Origin of the sequence: Lentzea aerocolonigenes, assembly GCF_000974445.1 — a bacterium.
Lineage (GTDB): Bacteria > Actinomycetota > Actinomycetes > Mycobacteriales > Pseudonocardiaceae > Lentzea > Lentzea aerocolonigenes.
In genome coordinates, this window is sequence record NZ_BBOJ01000034.1 from 1 (window position 1) to 16,266 (window position 16,266).

Below are 16,266 nucleotides of genomic sequence, written 5' to 3' on the forward strand. Positions count from 1 at the left end.
GGCCCGGCGAAGCGGCCGATGTCGCCGATCTCGGCGAGGATGACCGCCGCGAGGATCGGGCCGATACCGGGGATCTGCTGGATCACCGTCCAGCCGGGGTCTTTGGCGGCCCGGCGCAGCAGCAGGCCGGTGACGGTGTCGATCTCGAAACCGAACGCGTCGATCAGCCGGCACTGCGAGTTCACCCTGGCCCGCAACACCGGCTCCAGCGGAACCTGCGCGAGCAGGACACGCCCGCGCACCCCGAACAGATCGGTGACCGGCAGCCGCAGGCCCTGCTTGGCCAGCACCGCGTGCACACCCGCTTTCAACCCCGACCGCCGGCCGACCAGCCGGCACCGATACCGCACCAACTCCCGCAGCTCCCGCACCGCCGGCGGAGCGATCCACGCCTCGGGCAGGCGGCCCATCCGCAGCAGGTCCGCCAGATCCGTGGCATCCCGCACATCGTTTTTCACCCGCCGGGTCGTGAATCCCTTGATCCCCAGCGGATGCGCCAGATGCACGTGCGCGCCCGCCTCCGCCAGCACGTCCGCGGCCCAGTACCAGCCATAGGTGGCCTCCAGCACCACCTCCGGCGCCTCACCGGCCTTGCCGATCTCGGCCATCAACCGCATCGGATCGTTCACGATCCGCACCGCGTCCAACCGCTCACCCTCAGCGGTCATCCGCACGATCACCGAACGAGACCGGTGCAAATCGATCCCGACGAACTGTTTCCCGTCATACTCAGACACAGGGGCCTCCCTTGAGTTGGAGTGAGCAACCCGAGTGTCCGCTCGGGACCCACCAGGAGCGAGGCCCCGCTCCTTCATCGCATCAAGCCCCAATCGCAATCGTCGCGAAGCGGCGATGAAATGACCCGGCTCGTCAGGACTCACGCGCCCACCAACGCAAGGCGACATGGCAACAAAAGGTGACCCCTCCGCTGGAACCTGCGCCGAACCGCTCAAGCCAACCCGCGCGGTGCCACCTGGAACCGGCCAACGCAAACCGACCCCACACGCAGCAGTCGCCCACACCCCGCAAGCTCCGTCCCGGCTACCCAGTCGGCCACCCGGTCTGGCGACCGATCCGGCTGCTGTAGCCCAGCCACCCGGTCCCGCACCGCGGTCCCGCATCCCCGTCCCGCACCACGGTCCCGCACCTCAGGTCCTGCACACCCGCTCCCGCAACCCCGTCCCGTCACCCGGTCCTGCCACAAGGTCCCGCCACCCGGTCTCCGTCACTTCGCCCCAGCCACTTCGCCCTAGCCGTCCCGCCCCGCCGCCCGGTCCCACCACCCGAGCCCGCCCCAAAATCACTCAACCGGCCGCCACCCAACCGCCCCACCCGCGCCCCCAACCAGCCCACCACCCCAGCGCCCGCGAGCACCCACCAGTCCGGTACGCGAACTTCCTCCCACGACGTCCCGGGAAAAACTCATGAGAGCGTTCCCATTGACGCAGACGTAACACAAAGTTGAGGATCTGCGGCATGCAATGGAGAAGCACTCTTGCCGCAGTGCTGGGGCTGACGCTCGCCGCCAGCGCGACATCGGCCGCCGCGCAGGAAGCGCCGGAAGCGCAGCACGGACCGAAGCAGACTGTCATCGGGCAGCCCAGGACTGAGCACGGGTGCGCCCGCATCGAGAAGTCTCTGCCCACGCTCAAGGACTGGCCGAAGGTCGAGAGCCAGCTCAAGGGTGATCGCCGGGACGAGGCGAGGATCAAGGCGATCCTCAAGGACATGACGCTGGCCGAGAAGGTCGGCCAGATGACGCAGCCCGAGATCGGCGCGATCACGCCGCAGGACGTGACGACGTACGGGTTCGGGTCTGTTCTCAACGGTGGTGGCAGCTGGCCCAACGCCAACAAGAAGGCCACGCCGCAGGACTGGCTCGCCAAGGCCGACGCCTACTGGGACGCGTCGAAGGCCACTCGCACCAAGATTCCCGTCATCTGGGGCATTGACGCGGTGCACGGCAACAACAACGTCTACGGCGCAACGGTTTTCCCGCACAACATCGGTCTTGGCGCGGCGCACGACCCGTGTCTCGTCCGCGACATCAACGAGGCCACGGCCGAGCAGATCCGGGCCACGGGGCAGGACTGGGCGTTCTCGCCCACGCTGGCCGTGGTGCGCGACGACCGCTGGGGGCGGACGTACGAAGGGTTCTCCGAGGACCCGCGCATCACTCGGGCCTACGGGTTCGAGGCCATCAAGGGCTTGCAGGACAACGCGAAGAGGCGCATCGGCGAGGACGGCGTGATCGCCACCGCCAAGCACTTCCTCGGTGACGGCGGTACGACCGGTGGCAAGGACCAGGGGGTCAACCCGTCCACCGAGCAGGAAATGATCAACATTCACGGGCAGGGCTACTACGGTGCTCTGGCCGCGGGTGCGCAGACGGTGATGATCTCGTTCAACAGCTGGACGAACGACGTCATCAACGAGGGCAAGGTGCACGGCAGCAAGTACGTGCAGACCGGCATCCTCAAGGAGAAGATGGGCTTCGACGGCCTGCTCGTCTCCGACTGGAACGGCATCGGGCAGGTCACGGGCTGCACGAACGCCAGCTGCCCGCAGGCGATCAACGCCGGCATGGACATCATCATGGTGCCCAACGACTGGAAGGCGTTCATCGCCAACACGATCACGCAGGTCGAGACCGGCGTGATCCCCATGGCCCGCATCGACGACGCGGTGACCCGCATCCTGCGCGTCAAGCTGCGCGCCGGCACGTTCGACGCGCCGAAGCCCTCTCAGCGTGAGCACGCCGGTGACCAGAAGGCGCTGCTGCACAAGGAACTCGCGCGCGAGGCCGTGCGGGAGTCCGCCGTGTTGCTGAAGAACAACAACCGGGTGCTGCCGCTCTCCAAGCGCAGCAAGGTTCTGGTGGTCGGCAAGAGCGCCGACAACATCGGCAACCAGACCGGTGGCTGGACGCTGAGCTGGCAGGGCACCGGCAACACCAACGCCGACTTCCCCAACGCCACCAGCATCCTCAAGGGCATCCAGGACACGCTCGGCGCCGCCAACGTCACGTTTGCCGAGACCGCGGACAACGTGAACCCCGCGGATTTCGACGCCGTCGTCGCCGTCATCGGTGAGACGCCGTACGCGGAGGGCGTGGGCGACATCGGCAAGCGGACGCTCGAGACCGCGCGCCTGTACCCGCAGGACCTCGCCGTGCTGGACAAGGTGTCCGGCAAGGGTAAGCCGGTCATCACCGTCTACGTCGGTGGCCGCGCGATGTACATGAACAAGGAGATCAACCGCTCCGACGCGTTCGTGGCCGCCTGGCTGCCGGGCACCGAGGGCCAGGGCATCGCGGACCTGCTGATCAGGGGTCGCCACAACGGGTTCAGCGGCAAGCTGTCCTACTCGTGGCCGCGCAGCGCCTGCCAGACGCCGCTCAACGACCCGAGCCAGGACCCGCTGTTCAAGCTCGGCTACGGCCTGCGCGACTGGCAGACCGGCAACGTCGGCAAGCTCGACGAGACGAGCCCCGGCGGCAGCTGCTCCGGCGGTGGTGGCGGCACGGCGACCGAAGACCTCGAGATCTTCAACCGCACGGACGTCGCGCCGTACAAGAGCTTCCTCGGTTCGCCGGAGAACTGGGGCCTCGAGATCGGTCCCGACGGCCAGGCCTCGCAGGCGAACATCAACGTCGTGCAGTCCGACGTCAACGTCCAGCAGGACGCGCTCAAGACGACGTGGACCGGCGCCGGACCCGGGCAGGTATACCTGCAGAGCCCGACCGGTACGGACCTGCGCGGCTACGGCAACGCCAACGCGGCCCTCGAGTTCGACGTGATCGTGCACGAGGCCCCGGCCGCCCGCACGGTCGTCAGCGCGCACTGCAACTACCCGTGCCTGGCTGAGCTCGATACCACGCAGGCGTTCCGCAACCTGCCGATCGGGCAGAAGGCCACGGTGAAGATCGCGGTCAACTGCTTCGCCGACAAGGGACTGGACCTGGAGAACGTCAACACGCCGTTCCTGGTCTACACCGAAGGCACCTTCCAGGCGTCCTTCGCGAACGTGCGGTGGGTGCCCAAGGCGGGCGCTGATCCGGACGTGCTTCCCTGCACGTAGCCCGAAGGTGCCCTACCGGCAGACCTGCCGGTAGGGCACCTTCCTCTCGGTGGGGCGCCGCTCGGCACGGTCTAGTGGTCGAGGTCCACGGGCTCGCCGCGGATGGCGGTCACCGCGCCGCCGGTCTGCGAGGCGAGCCAGACCTCGAACGCCTCCGGCTCCTTCGTGAGCACGGTGAAGGTGACGTCGTGGCCGTACTCCGTGTCCGCGACGTGGTACCCGGCTGCGCGCAACGCGTTCTCCAGCTTCCCGGCCTGGTCGTGGTCCACGGCCAGAAGAACGCTCTCGTGCCGTTCGCGGGTGAGCGTCCCTATGGAGTCGATCGCCTCGGACACCGCCCGGCCGTACGCACGGACCAGGCCACCGGCACCGAGCTTGATGCCGCCGTAGTAGCGGGTGACGACAACGGCCGTGTCGACCAGATCGCGCCGTGTGAGCACTTCCAGCATCGGAACGCCTGCGGTCCCGGCCGGTTCGCCGTCGTCGGAGGAGCGCTGGGTGTCCGCGGTCCGGAACGCCGTGCAGTTGTGCGTGGCCTGCCAGTGCTCCTTGCGCACACGGGCGAAGAACTCGGCCGCCTCTCTCTCGGAGGCGACACGAGCGACATGGCACAGGAACCGCGACCGCTGGATCTCGATCTCGTGCGTGCCGTCCCGCTTGATCACCTTCACCCGTCGATTGTCCTGCGCCGCTCCGCCTCACCGAACAGGGCGTCCAGCTCGGCCGGCGGTACTTCTTCGAGCTGCTCGTACGTGCAGCTGACCGGGTCGCGGTCGTCGCGGAAACGCACGAGCCGTGCGGTGTGCCGGAACCGTCCGCCCTGCACGTGCTCGTACCGCACTTCGGCCACACGTGACGGTTCCAGCAACACGACCTGAAGCTGCTTCTCGGGGTTCCACCGGCTGTTCATGCCCGGCCCCTCGTACGTCGCCCACGCGCTCCACGGGTGCTCGGCGGGGTTGAGCAGCGGTTTGAGCTCGTCGACCAGCTCACGGCGGCGGGCCGCGGTGAAGCTGCTCGCCACGCCCACGTTGTGCAGCTCGCCGTCCTGGTAGAGCCCGAGCACGAGCGACCCGACCGTCTCGCCGTCCTTGTGGAGGCGGTAGCCCGCGACCACGCAGTCGGCGGTCCGCTCGTGCTTGACCTTGAACATCACGCGCTTGCCCGGCTCGTAGACGCCGTCCAGCGGCTTCACCACCACGCCGTCGAACCCCGCGCCCTCGAACCGGGTGAACCAGTCCTGCGCCACGTCCGGGTCGGTCGTGGCCGGTGTCAGGTAGATGCCGGGCACCTCCGTGACGACCTCCTCCAACCGAGCCCTGCGCTCGGCCAGCGGCAGCGCGGTGAGGTCGGAGTCGCCGCACGCCAGCAGGTCGAACGCCACGAAGCTCGCCGGGGTCTCGACGGAGAGCTTCCGCACCCGCGACGCCGCCGGGTGCAGCCGCAGCTGGAGGGTGTCGAAGCTCAGCCCGTCCGGCGTGACCAGCACGATCTCGCCGTCCACCACGCACCGCGGCGGCAGCGCCTTCTTGAGCAGCTCGACGACCTCGGGGAAGTAGCGGGTGAGCGGCTTGTCGTTGCGCGACCCCAGCTCCACCTCGTCGCCGTCGCGGAACACGATGCAGCGGAAGCCGTCCCACTTGGGCTCGTAGGACAACCCGTCCCCGCGCGGCAGCTCGGGCACGGACTTCGCGAGCATCGGCTTCACCGGCGGCATCACGGGCAGGTCCACGCCCGTGACCATAAGCGAGCCGGTGGCGGTGTGCGGCGCGAAGAGGTGGTTGAACCCTCAACGGTCGACATAGACTCCTGGGCGGGTCGGTGTCGACCGCGGGAGGAGGAGTTCGGCGATGGCACTCGCGGAACGGCAGCAGTCCTTCCACCGGACGGTGATCGACGTCGTCTACAAGACCATGGACCAGCTCGCCAGGACGGACTCGCCGGACGAGGTCTTCGAGCTGCGCGAACAGCTGCGCGCCGCCCTGCCGTGGTGGCGGGGTCTGCTGAAGATGCACGAGCCGAACGAGAAGCACCGCTGCCGGTCGTGCCGCGCCTGGTACGGACGGCACCGCGCGTGGCCCTGCCCGGTGTGGCGGGACGCGGTGCAGGCGCTGCACCAGCTCAACGACATGTACGGGTTCCTCGCCCACCCGGTCTCCGCGGACGGGAGACCGGGGGAACGAGTGACGGTGACGTGGCCTCAGACCGGCACTAGCCGATCCTGAAGCTCTGCGCCGCCGAGCCGGTGCACGTCGCCTGGACCAGCTGGACGCCGTCGGTGCTGCCCACCGCCGAGAGGCACTTGCCGGAGTGCCGCGCCGTCAGCGTCGAGTAGCCGTCCGTGCCGGTCGTGACGCGCCACTGCTGGTTGGCGCCGCCGACGTAGTCCCAGAGGTGGATGCCGGCACCGTCCGCCGTGGACACGTCGCTCACGTCGAGCACCTTCGCGGGGTCGTTGCGGTACTCCAGGCGCGAGTAGCCGTCGGTCGTCGCCACGGCGCGGAAGTTCTGCGCGGTGGTCCCGTTGCACGAGTACTGCTGGATGACCGTGCCGTTCGCGAGACCGGCGGACCGGGCGTCGACGCACTTGCCGTTGCCGCGGTTGGTGACCGTCTTCCAGTCGGGCTGCGGCTGCGGGGTGCCGCCACCTCCGAGCCACAGCAGGCTGTCGATGAGGAACGTGTTCTGGGTGGCGCTGGCGAACGTGGACGACAGCGGCCGGTTGTTCGCGTAGTCCATCGCGTTGTGGCCGAAGTTCGCGTAGATCATCTTGTAGTTCTTGTTCGTCCACATGATCGGGTAGTACCCGCTGCGCCACTGCTGGTTCGGGTCGGTGCCGAGCGGGAAGCTCGACGGGTCGACGCTCGCCAGGACCTGGATGTCCGGGTTCGTGCGCAGGTCACGCGACCAGCTGTACCACTCGCTGACCGACGAGGTGAACTTCTCCGGCAGCCGCAGGGTCGACGGGTGCGAGCGGGTCTCGACTTTCAGCGTCGCGGTGGTCGGTCCCCACGTGTTGTTGACGAAGTTCCCCTTGCCCAGGAACGTGTTGTGGTACCAGGACCACTCGTTCGCGTTCTGCGTGAAGGCGCTGACGTGGAAGCCCAGCCAGGCGCCGCCCGCCTCCATGTACCGCTGGAAGCCCGCGCGCTGCGTGCCGCTCGGCAGGTCGTCGAGGAAGATCACGACCTGGGCCTGGGACGGCGTGAGGGTGTTCAGCCGGTTCCAGTCGGTGGTGGCCTCGTAGGTGAAGCCGTTCTCCTGGGCGGCGCGGGCGAGCCACGGGTTCGCTTCCTTGACGAACGAGATGTGCGCCAGGTCGTTGGTGCCGTAGTAGAAGCCGAGCACCTTGAACGGGGCGGCTTGTGCCGGGCCGGTGGCCGAGATGCCGACCGGGAACAGCGTCGCGCCTATCAAAGCCAGCAGTGTCAACAGTTTTCGAGCCATGCGGGCACGCACCTTCACATCGCAGGGTTGCGCGCCCGAAGATCATCGTAGGGATGGTCCAGACCTATTGGGGACCGGGACGTTCACAGAATTCTTTTGCGCCACAACATGATCCCGCCGAGCACGGCGAGCCCGCCCAGTGCCGCCACCACGGCGGACAGGCCGAAACGCGTTGCGCTGGAAGGAGGTTGTTCGGCACTCGACGCAACGGGAACGGGTCGCGGGGTGCTCTGCTTCGAGGACGGCGGCGCGGTGGTGGTGGTCGTCGTGGTGCTGGAGGCCGGTGGCGCCACCTGCGCGGGCGGCGCGGCCGGTGCCGGTGGCGCCACCGGGGCGGGTGCGGGGGTCACCGGCTTGACCGCCGCCGCGATCTCCACGTCCGTGCACGAGTAGTAGGTGTCGGGCGTGTCCGTGTTCTGCCAGACCGTGTAGATCAGGTGCCGTCCCGTCCTGTCCTTCGGCAGCTGCACGTTGAACTCGTACGCGCCGTTGACGAGCGGGGGAGAGGGCACGGTCAGGAACTGCTCCAGGTCCGCCCACCGCAGCGGTGCCGTCGGCGAGTAGCCGTCGCGCGTCACGTAGAAGCGGAACGAGCCCTGGTGCGGGATCGTCGCCCGGTACGTGAAGTCCGTGCTCTTGAGCTTCGTGGCGGGCCACTCCGCGCTGGGGAGGTCGAGCCCCGCGTACTTCGCGAGCCCGGCGCTGCACAGCTTGCCGTCCGGAACGCGCTGGGCGTCGCGCCCCGCCACGTTCGGCAGCCGGATGTTGTCCCACTCCTTGGACGGCAACCCCGCTTGAATGGCGCTGCGGCACGGCGAGGATGATGCTCCTGACTGACCGGGCGAGCACAGAAAAGCCCTGCTCGCCGGGTCGGTGGGCGCGCCATGGGCGTGCGCGGGAACCGCGGAGACCATCATGAGCAGCGTCAGAACGCCCACAAGGCGAAACACGAGCACCTCCCCTGTCTTTCTAGGGGTACGCGTGCAAGACCCGAGTCGTTCACGGAAGATGTTTTGACATGTCCTTCGCTGATGAGGTGTCCGCCGCCGCAGCCCGGCTCGGCGGAGTCGCACGCACGACGCCGCTCGAGGTGAACCAGCGGCTGTCCGAGAGGACCGGCGCGCGCGTCTGGTTCAAGCGCGAGGACCTCCAGGTCGGCCGTTCGTACAAGCTGCGCGGCGCGTTCAACCTGCTGTGCCAGACCGAGTTCGCGTTCGGTGGCGCGGTCTGCGCGTCGGCGGGCAACCACGGCCAGGGCATGGCCTACGCGTGCCGCCGCCTCGGCATCGAGGGCCGCGTGCACGTCCCCCGCACCACCCCGCGCCAGAAGCGCGACCGCATCTCCGCCCTCGGGCAGGGCATGGTGCAGCTGGTCGTGGACGGCGACACCTACGACGACGCGGCCGCGCTCGCGAAGGAGTACGCGCTGAGCACGGGCGCGACGCTGGTCCCGGCGTTCGACGACCCCCGCACGGTCGCGGGCCAGGGCACCGTCGGCCTGGAGATCGTCCAGCAGCTCGGCGGCGCACCGGACGTCGTCGTGGTGCCCGTCGGTGGCGGCGGCCTGCTCTCCGGCGTCGGCACGTGGTTCTCCGAGCGCTTCCCCCGCACCCGCGTCATCGGCGTGGAGCCCGCGGGTGCGGCGAGCATGATGGCCGCCCTGCAGGCGGGCCACCCCGTGACGCTGCCCGAGGTCGACTCGTTCGTCGACGGCGCCGCTGTGCGCCGGGCCGGGGACGTGACGTTCCCGATGGTGCGCGACAGCGGCGCCGAGCTGCTCACCGTCGCCGAGGGCGCGGTGTGCACGGAGATGCTGGAGCTGTACCAGATCGACGGCATCATCGCGGAGCCCGCGGGCGCGCTCGCGTCGGCGGCGTTGCTGGAGGAGATCACCGTCGCGCCGGACTCGACGGTGGTGTGCCTGCTCTCCGGCGGCAACAACGACGTCTCGCGCTACGCCGAGGTCGTCGAGCGGTCGATGGTCCACCGCGGCCTGAAGCACTACTTCCTGGTCGAGTTCCCTCAGGAGCCGGGCGCGCTGCGGCGGTTCCTCGACGAGGTGCTCGGCAAGGACGACGACATCGTGCAGTTCGAGTACATCAAGCGGGACAACCGGGAGACCGGTGCCGCGCTGGTGTGCATCGAGCTCGGCCGCCGCGAGGACTACGACCTGCTGTGGGGGCGGATGAAGGAGTCCCCGCTGAAGATCCAGCACGTCGCTCCTGGCACGACGGCGTACCGCTTCCTCATCTAGCGAACTTCCGCACGGCCGCCGGGGTGACCGGGGTGAAGAAGTTGACCAGGTTGCCGTCGGGGTCGCGCAGCAGCAGCGACCGGTTGCCCCACGGCATCGTGGTGGGCTCGGTGACGAAGTCCGTGACGAAGCCCGTCAGGTTCTCGTGCACGCGGTCCACGTCGTCGACGAGGAACTCGGTGATCACGCTGTGGTTGTCCGCCGGACGGGCCGAGCCCGGGGCGAACAGCCCGACGGTCCGGGTGCTGCCGATCGCGAGGGTGGCGCCGCCGATCCTGAGCTCGGCGAAGTCCTCGGTGGCCCACGTCGCCGGCGCCCCCGTGGCGCGCTCGTAGAAGCCGACGAGGCGCGCCACGTCGCCGGTGATGATGCGGATCGAGACGAAGTCCATCGGAAATTCTCCTTGGGGTGAGGCTTGTCCGCCGCAGGTTAGGAGAAATAGTGGACAGAATCGGTCCGGTATTAGGCTGCGGAGGTGCCTCGACCGACCGGCCGCGTCCTGACGCTCCTGGAGCTGCTGCAGTCCGGCGGCACTCGGACGGTGGCCGAGCTCGCTGACCGGCTCGGCGTCGACGGACGCACCGTGCGCCGGTACGTGGACCAGCTGATCGACCTCGACGTACCCGTGGAGTCGGTGCGCGGCCGCTACGGCGGGTACCGGCTCGCCCCCGGCTACCGCCTGCCTCCGCTCATGCTGAGCGACGACGAGGCGTTGGCGGTGCTGCTCGGCCTGATCGCGGGCCGCCGGACGGGACTGACGACGGATCGCACGGCGAGCGAGACGGCGTCGGCGAAGATCCGCCGGGTCCTGCCCCGGCACGTCGCCCGCCGACTCGACACCCTGCTGGCGGCTCTCGCCTTCACGGACCAGCCCGGCGAGTTCGACACCCCGGACGCAGGGGTGCTGCTCACGATCGCCGACGCGGTGCGCCACCTCCGGCCGGTCTCGATCCGCTACACCGACCGTGAGGGACGCCGCAGCGAACGCACGCTGCACCCGTACGGCGTCGTCGCCCACGCGGGCCGGTGGTACGTGACGGGTGAGGACGCCCAGCTGGGGGAGGACCGGACCTTCCGGCTCGACCGCATCGACGACGCGCGGACCCTGCCCGGCTCGTTCGCGGCACCGGCGGGTCCCGATCCGGCGCAGCGCGTGGTGTCGGGGTTCGCCACGGCCGAGTACCGGCACGAGGTGACCTTGCGGATCCACGGGACGGTGGCGCAGATCCGCGCCCGTCTTCCGGAAACCGTTGCGAGCCTGGAAGAACACGAGCCCGCGACCGAACGCTGGCGGCGCGTCGAGGTGCGGGCGGAACGGCTCGACTGGGTGCCCCCGGTGCTCGCCGCACTCGACCGGCCGTTCGTCGTCGAGCGCCCCGACGAGCTCCGCGACCTGGTCGTCGCGTTCGCCGACCGCCTCACGTCGTCCGCCCGCGGGGAACGGGGAAGTGCCGGGCGCCCCTGAACGGGACGCCCGGCACCGGGGTGAGGGACTACGGCCTCGGCGGCGGGCAGACCTTCCACGCGAAGTGGTAGGTCGTCTCGATCGACCCGTCGGTGGAGTCCATCGAGATGAAGCTGGTCTTCGTCTTGTCCGAAGTGCCCTGGTTGACCCGCAGCTCCGTGTTGATGTTGAAGTTCCGCTTCTCGCCACACGGGTGGTAGACGATCGCCGCGACCTCGGTCGTGTCGGTCGCCTGCCAGTCGTCGCTGAACGGACCCGCGTAGTTGTGCTGCTTGAACGCCGTCTGCGACATGCCCTGGAAGTAGTAGTTGGCCTTCTCCAGGGCCGTGGAGCCGCGCTCGAGGTGCGCGAAGCCGCGGTAGTCGGTGGACGAGATGCCGTAGGTGAAGCCCTGCGGCACGTTGACGCGCAGGTTCAGCTGGCAGTTCTTGCGGAAGTCGGTCGGCAGGGCCTGTGGGCCGACCTGCGCCATGAACTCGCTGTAGGTGACCGTGAACGCCTTGTTGTCCGGACTCACGGCGACAGCGGCCGTTCCGGCTCTGCAGCCCGACCCGTTGATCGTCACGACGTCGATGGTGATGTGGTCCGGCGGAGGCGTGTCACCGGGGGCGCCACCGGGCGGGATGATGATCGTCGACATCGCGAGCGCGGCCGCGGCCAGTGTGTTGAGCATGGGGCACCTTTCCGTCTGAAGTTCGACCGAGAACGGGCGGCGGCAATTGGTGCCTGGTCAGCAACGCTTCCAGGAGAACTGGTACTTCGTGCTCACGCTGCTGTCCGTGGAATCCATCGTCATGAAGCTGTTCAGCTTCGAGGCTCCCGCGTTCACACGCAGTTCGGTGTTGATGTTCAGGTGGCGGACTTCTCCGCACGGCGCGTAGATGATTTCCGAGACCGTCGCGCGGTCGGTGGCCTGCCAGTTGTCACTCTTCGGGCCGTAGAAGTTGTGCGTGCGGCTCGCGCCGTTCGACATGCCCTGGAAGTAGTAGCTGCCCTTTTCGGTGCCCGTCGCCCCCTGCTGCAGGTTGGCGAATCCGCGGTAGTCCGCCTGGGCGATGCCGAACGTGAAGCCCTGCGGGTAGCTCACTCTGATGTTGAGCTGGCAGTTCTTGCGGAAGTCTGTGGGATCGGACCCCTGTCCGGCCTCGGCCAGGTAGTCGCTGTAGGTGACCGTGAACGCCGTGCGGTCGTCCGCCGCCGCGATCGCCGCGGTACCGGCCGGGCAGCCGGAACCGTTCACGGTGACCACGTCGATCATCACGAAATCGGGAACGTCGGCCGCTTGCGCTGCAGGCGCGGTCACCACAGCGGACACCAGGAGGGCAGCAGCCAGCACCGTTTTCAGCATGGCCAGCCTTTCTTTCTGAAGTGTGGTACCGGCGGCGGAATCCAGACGATATCGGAAACCCTGTGTTGCGAAGGGCCGCCGAATGGGTGACTGAATTTTCCGGCAATGATTGAATTGGGGCACGAGCAATTGCACGCCCCGAAGTTTTCGGCCGTGCGCGAACCATGCTCACCCACCGTGTGCCGAATTGACCTGACGATTGCCTGACGATCGCCGTTCGCTGGGCCGTCCGAGTGGCGCGGGTCCGCGGAGTGATGTGGGCCGCAACCCGGCATGAAGCACCCTCGGCTTACGTTGAGGTTGATAACGCTGACCAACCTCGACGAGGAGTGCCGCTGATGGCTCCCGACCAGCTGACCGTCTACTCGACCTCGTGGTGCGGCTACTGCCGGATCCTGAAGAGCTCGCTCGACCGCGAGGGCATCGAGTACGTCGAGATCAACATCGAGGAGACGCCCGGCGCGGCGGACTTCGTGATGAGCGTGAACGGCGGCAACCGCACGGTGCCGACCGTCCACTTCCCGAACGGGTCCGCGCTCACCAACCCGTCGCTCGCCCAGGTGAAGGAACAGCTGGCGGCCTGAAGCCGAACGCGCCCCAGGCGGACAGATCCACCTGGGGCGCGCCGGTCGTTCTAGCAGTACAGGTTTGCTCCAGTCGGCACGCCGAGGATCCCGGCGAACTGCTGGTAGCTCGACACGCGGCTCTGCACCTGTGCCGGGTTGCGGCCGTCGCACTCCAGGGATCCGTTGATGCTGCGGATCGTCTGGCCGAAGCCGGCCTGGTTGACCATGGCGTTGTGGCCGGTCATGGAGCCGGGGCCGGTCTGCGTCATCCAGTACCAGAGACCCGTCTTCCACGAGATCGCGGCGTCCGTCGCCACCTTGTCGGGGCTCCTCAGCAGCTCGTCGCCCATGCCGAGGGCCTGACCCGCCGAGTAGTAGTTGAAGTTCCACGACAGCTGGATCGGACCGCGGCCGTAGTAGCCGAACGTTCCGGCGGGGCAGCCGTAGGGCTTGCTCTCGTCGCAGAGGTCGTTGCCCTGGTTGATCTCGCGGACGTGCACCAGACCGCCCGTCTCGTGCGAGACGTTGGCGAGGAACGCCGCCGCTTCCTGCTTCTGCACGGTGTCGCTGCCTGTCTTCGCGAACCCGGGGAACGCGCTCATCGCCTGGACGAGACCGCTGTAGGTGTAGAAACCGTTGCGGCTGGGGAACATCTGGTTGAACTGGGCTTCGCTGACGACGAAGCTGCCGCCGCCACCACCGCCTCCACCGCCGCCGTTGCAGTCGTACGGATCCCAGTACCAGGTGGAGATCGTTGGGCTGTAGCCGGGATTGTCGTGCTCGGCGATGTAGAAGTTGCCTTCGTACCTGACGATGGCGCCGGTGACGTACCACTGTCCCTGCACCCAGTCGGTGAACGTGCAGGTGCCGCCGCCGCCACCTCCACCACCGTCACAGCTCGTCGGTTCCCAGTACCAGGTGGAGATCGTTGGGCTGTAGCCGGGATTGTCGTGCTCGGCGATGTAGAAGTTGCCTTCGTACCTCACGATGGAGCCCGTGACGTACCACTGACCCTGCACCCAGTCGGTGTACGTGCACGCCTGTGCGGACACTTCCGCCTGTGAAGACGCGGTCGGCGTGATGACGGCGAGCGCCGCCGCCATCACACCTGCCGCGAGAGACGCCAAGATGCGTTTTCTCAGCAAAGGTCACCCACTCCTGGAGTCTGCGCGCCCGAGGAATCAAGGATGTGAACTGTGCTGAGACTGGCACCAGTGGTCCAGACCAGTCAAGGGTCTAGACCTGTTCAGCAGTACAGGTTCGAACCCTGCGCGCCCACGGTGTGTTACCGCTCTCACGGTGGCAGCAACGGGGTGCGCGGCACAAGAGTTGGTCCATACCTTTCAGGAACCGGAGCCGTACGGGCGCGTGATGATCTCCAGTGCGTGGCCGTCGGGATCGTCCCAGTAGACGCCGCGCCCGCCGTCGTTGTGGTTGATCTCCTGTGGCCGGCTGTGGAACGGGTCGGCCCAGTGGTCGAGTCCGCGCTCCTGGATCCGGCCGAAGATCTGGTCGAACTCGTCCTCGGTGACGAGGAACGCGTAGTGCTGCGAGGTGATCGGGCCGGGGCTCGTCAGGTAGTCGAGCGAGACGCCGTTCGCGACCTCGACGACGAGGAACGGACCGAAGCGGACCGGTTCCGGCAGACCGAGGAGCTCCGTGACGAAGCGCGCCGAACGCTCCTGGTCGGTGACGTGGACGATGGTGTGGTTGAGCTGTACGGGCATGTTTCCCTGCTTACTCGCCTGTCAGGGAGTTGTCAGCGCGAACGGCGATGATCGCCCGCGTGAAGGAGGAGATCATCGCCGTCGCGCACGCTGCTGATCAGCCCTGATCGAGAACACCGGCCACTTGCCCGTGTGGCTGGTCTTGCGGGTCTCGTAGTCGATCGTGCTCGCCACCAGGTCGCTCGGCCGGTTCTCCACGAAGTTCGCGTAGAACGTCGTGTCGGCACCGGCCGAGTACGGCACCGTCACGTCGTGCTTCGCGGTCGCGGCACCGCCGGGCGTCCACGACTTCACGAGCAACCGCTTGCGATCCGCGCTGGCGTAGGAGAAGTCCACGCCGGTGCCGGTCGCGACGAGGTCCTTGAACAACGACGTCGACCCGTCGGCCGTCGTCGAGGTCCAGCTGCCGCCGGCGAACCGCGAGAGCACGATCTTGGCGCTGGTGCTCGTGTGCACGCCGTAGCCCAGCACCAGCGAGCCGTCGTCCAACGGCACGGTCACCGGGTTCTCCTCCGGCAACGTCTTGTCCGCGGGCAGATCCGTCGGGTTCGTCGTGACGACACGGGTCTTGCCGATGTCGGACGCGTCGACCACGGTGCCGAGCGACGCGCCGCTGACCGTGAAGAGGGTTCCGGACGCCGTGTCGAGGTAGGCGACGTAGATGTTCTTGCCGCCGCCGTTGTGGCCCTTCGGCCCGCCGTGCAGCGACCAGGTCAGGTAGATCCGGCCGTTGCGGTGCGTCACGCCGAACGCGTACACCTCGGCGTACCGGTCGGCGGTGCGGCCGGAGTCGATGATCGTGCGCGGCGCGGACCACGTCCTGCCGCTGTCCGTCGACTTGATCATCCTGTACGTGCGGTACGGGTGCGAGAGATCCGTGTTCTGGCTGTAGAACAGGTGGATCGTGTTCCCGGTGACGATCGGCTCGGGGTAGGTGTTCCTGTCGGTGCTGATCGTCCGGGCGGTCCACGTGCCGCTGATCGCCCGCGGCGTCGGTGCGGTGTAGAGCTGCATCGAGCTCGTGTGCGTGGCGCGGAAGATCGCGAGCCGGCCGTCGCCGAGCTGCGTCAGCACCGGGTAGTCGTGGTAGGCGTTGTCGTGCGTCAGGTTCAGCGGGGCAACCCTGACCACAGTTGACCACGTCTTCGCGGCGTGGTCGTACGCCTTCACGTAGATGTCGTGGTTGGTCCCCGAGTACGTCACGAACGTCTTGTTCACCGTCGCGTCGTACACACCGGCACCGTTGGTGCGCAGGCATCCGTAGACGCTCGCCGTCGTGACGGTGTCGAGTGCGGGAGCGGCTTGAGCCGGTAGCGCGAACGCGATGAGAAGCAGCAGCGTTGCGGCCAGTGCGCGCATCGCCGACCTCCGATGGGTGT

The 16,266-nt window shown here is 68.0% G+C and carries 16 protein-coding genes; 5 read left to right on the forward strand and 11 right to left on the reverse strand.

Annotated elements, in window-relative coordinates; genetic code table 11:
- The coding region (locus tag AOM45_RS51540) for an IS110 family transposase (protein WP_169792652.1) at positions 1-737 on the reverse strand (737 nt) is incomplete at its 3' end.
- Positions 738-1,476: 739 nt separating this feature from the next.
- Between AOM45_RS51540 and AOM45_RS44465 the strand changes: the two genes are divergently transcribed.
- A complete protein-coding gene (locus AOM45_RS44465; RefSeq protein WP_030472817.1) occupies positions 1,477-4,080 on the forward strand; it encodes a glycoside hydrolase family 3 protein in 2,604 nt (867 codons plus the stop codon).
- 71 nt (positions 4,081-4,151) lie between these two features.
- Here the strand turns inward: AOM45_RS44465 and AOM45_RS44470 are convergent, their stop codons facing one another.
- Together AOM45_RS44470 and AOM45_RS44475 are read right to left on the reverse strand one after the other, a co-directional pair.
- A complete protein-coding gene (locus AOM45_RS44470) occupies positions 4,152-4,751 on the reverse strand; it encodes a YigZ family protein (RefSeq protein ID WP_030472816.1) in 600 nt (199 codons plus the stop codon).
- Positions 4,748-5,812: an ATP-dependent DNA ligase gene (locus tag AOM45_RS44475; protein ID WP_156094360.1), complete on the reverse strand. Its 1,065-nt coding sequence runs from the start codon at positions 5,810-5,812 to the stop codon at positions 4,748-4,750. Before AOM45_RS44475 ends, AOM45_RS44470 begins: the two co-directional genes overlap by 4 nt.
- Positions 5,813-5,930: 118 nt before the next feature.
- Between AOM45_RS44475 and AOM45_RS44480 the strand changes: the two genes are divergently transcribed.
- A complete protein-coding gene (locus AOM45_RS44480) occupies positions 5,931-6,305 on the forward strand; it encodes a hypothetical protein (RefSeq protein WP_030472814.1) in 375 nt (124 codons plus the stop codon).
- Here the strand turns inward: AOM45_RS44480 and AOM45_RS44485 are convergent.
- Both AOM45_RS44485 and AOM45_RS44490 read right to left on the reverse strand, forming a co-directional pair.
- Positions 6,292-7,527 (reverse strand): ThuA domain-containing protein, encoded by a 1,236-nt coding sequence (locus AOM45_RS44485; RefSeq protein ID WP_030472813.1) that lies wholly within the window; start codon positions 7,525-7,527, stop codon positions 6,292-6,294. The two genes, AOM45_RS44480 and AOM45_RS44485, sit on opposite strands and share 14 nt — an antisense overlap.
- Positions 7,528-7,610: 83 nt before the next feature.
- Positions 7,611-8,477: a lytic polysaccharide monooxygenase auxiliary activity family 9 protein gene (locus AOM45_RS44490; RefSeq protein WP_035913436.1), complete on the reverse strand. Its 867-nt coding sequence runs from the start codon at positions 8,475-8,477 to the stop codon at positions 7,611-7,613.
- Between the two features lie 68 nt (positions 8,478-8,545).
- Between AOM45_RS44490 and ilvA the strand changes: the two genes are divergently transcribed.
- Positions 8,546-9,781 (forward strand): threonine ammonia-lyase IlvA, encoded by a 1,236-nt coding sequence (gene ilvA, locus AOM45_RS44495; protein WP_030472811.1) that lies wholly within the window; start codon positions 8,546-8,548, stop codon positions 9,779-9,781.
- Here ilvA and AOM45_RS44500 read toward each other — a convergent pair.
- On the reverse strand, positions 9,774-10,172 hold the full coding sequence (locus tag AOM45_RS44500; protein ID WP_030472810.1) for a VOC family protein: 399 nt from the start codon (positions 10,170-10,172) through the stop codon (positions 9,774-9,776). The genes ilvA and AOM45_RS44500 overlap by 8 nt on opposite strands.
- 84 nt (positions 10,173-10,256) lie before the next feature.
- Between AOM45_RS44500 and AOM45_RS44505 the strand changes: the two genes are divergently transcribed.
- On the forward strand, positions 10,257-11,246 hold the full coding sequence (locus AOM45_RS44505) for a helix-turn-helix transcriptional regulator (RefSeq protein ID WP_030472809.1): 990 nt from the start codon (positions 10,257-10,259) through the stop codon (positions 11,244-11,246).
- Between the two features lie 28 nt (positions 11,247-11,274).
- Here AOM45_RS44505 and AOM45_RS44510 read toward each other — a convergent pair whose 3' ends face one another.
- A complete protein-coding gene (locus tag AOM45_RS44510; protein ID WP_059363012.1) occupies positions 11,275-11,919 on the reverse strand; it encodes a DUF4360 domain-containing protein in 645 nt (214 codons plus the stop codon).
- Positions 11,920-11,976: 57 nt separating this feature from the next.
- Positions 11,977-12,594 carry a DUF4360 domain-containing protein gene (locus AOM45_RS44515; RefSeq protein ID WP_030472807.1) on the reverse strand — a complete coding sequence of 206 codons (618 nt, stop codon included), beginning with the start codon at positions 12,592-12,594 and terminating at the stop codon, positions 11,977-11,979.
- A 338-nt stretch (positions 12,595-12,932) separates the two neighbouring features.
- Between AOM45_RS44515 and AOM45_RS44520 the strand changes: the two genes are divergently transcribed.
- Complete coding sequence (locus tag AOM45_RS44520; RefSeq protein WP_030472806.1) at positions 12,933-13,178, forward strand: mycoredoxin; 246 nt, start codon at positions 12,933-12,935, stop codon at positions 13,176-13,178.
- A 50-nt stretch (positions 13,179-13,228) separates the two neighbouring features.
- On the opposite strand, the gene AOM45_RS44525 is transcribed toward AOM45_RS44520, so the two are convergent.
- The 3 genes from AOM45_RS44525 to AOM45_RS44535 all read right to left on the reverse strand — a co-directional run bounded on the left by AOM45_RS44525 (position 13,229) and on the right by AOM45_RS44535 (position 16,246).
- A complete protein-coding gene (locus AOM45_RS44525; RefSeq protein ID WP_081902705.1) occupies positions 13,229-14,263 on the reverse strand; it encodes a chitinase in 1,035 nt (344 codons plus the stop codon).
- A gap of 240 nt (positions 14,264-14,503) precedes the next feature.
- Positions 14,504-14,887: a VOC family protein gene (locus AOM45_RS44530; RefSeq protein ID WP_030472804.1), complete on the reverse strand. Its 384-nt coding sequence runs from the start codon at positions 14,885-14,887 to the stop codon at positions 14,504-14,506.
- A 72-nt stretch (positions 14,888-14,959) separates the two neighbouring features.
- The gene (locus AOM45_RS44535; RefSeq protein WP_030472803.1) at positions 14,960-16,246 is read right to left on the reverse strand and encodes a BNR-4 repeat-containing protein; all 1,287 of its coding nucleotides are present in this window, start codon (positions 16,244-16,246) and stop codon (positions 14,960-14,962) included.
- Positions 16,247-16,266: the final 20 nt, after the last annotated feature.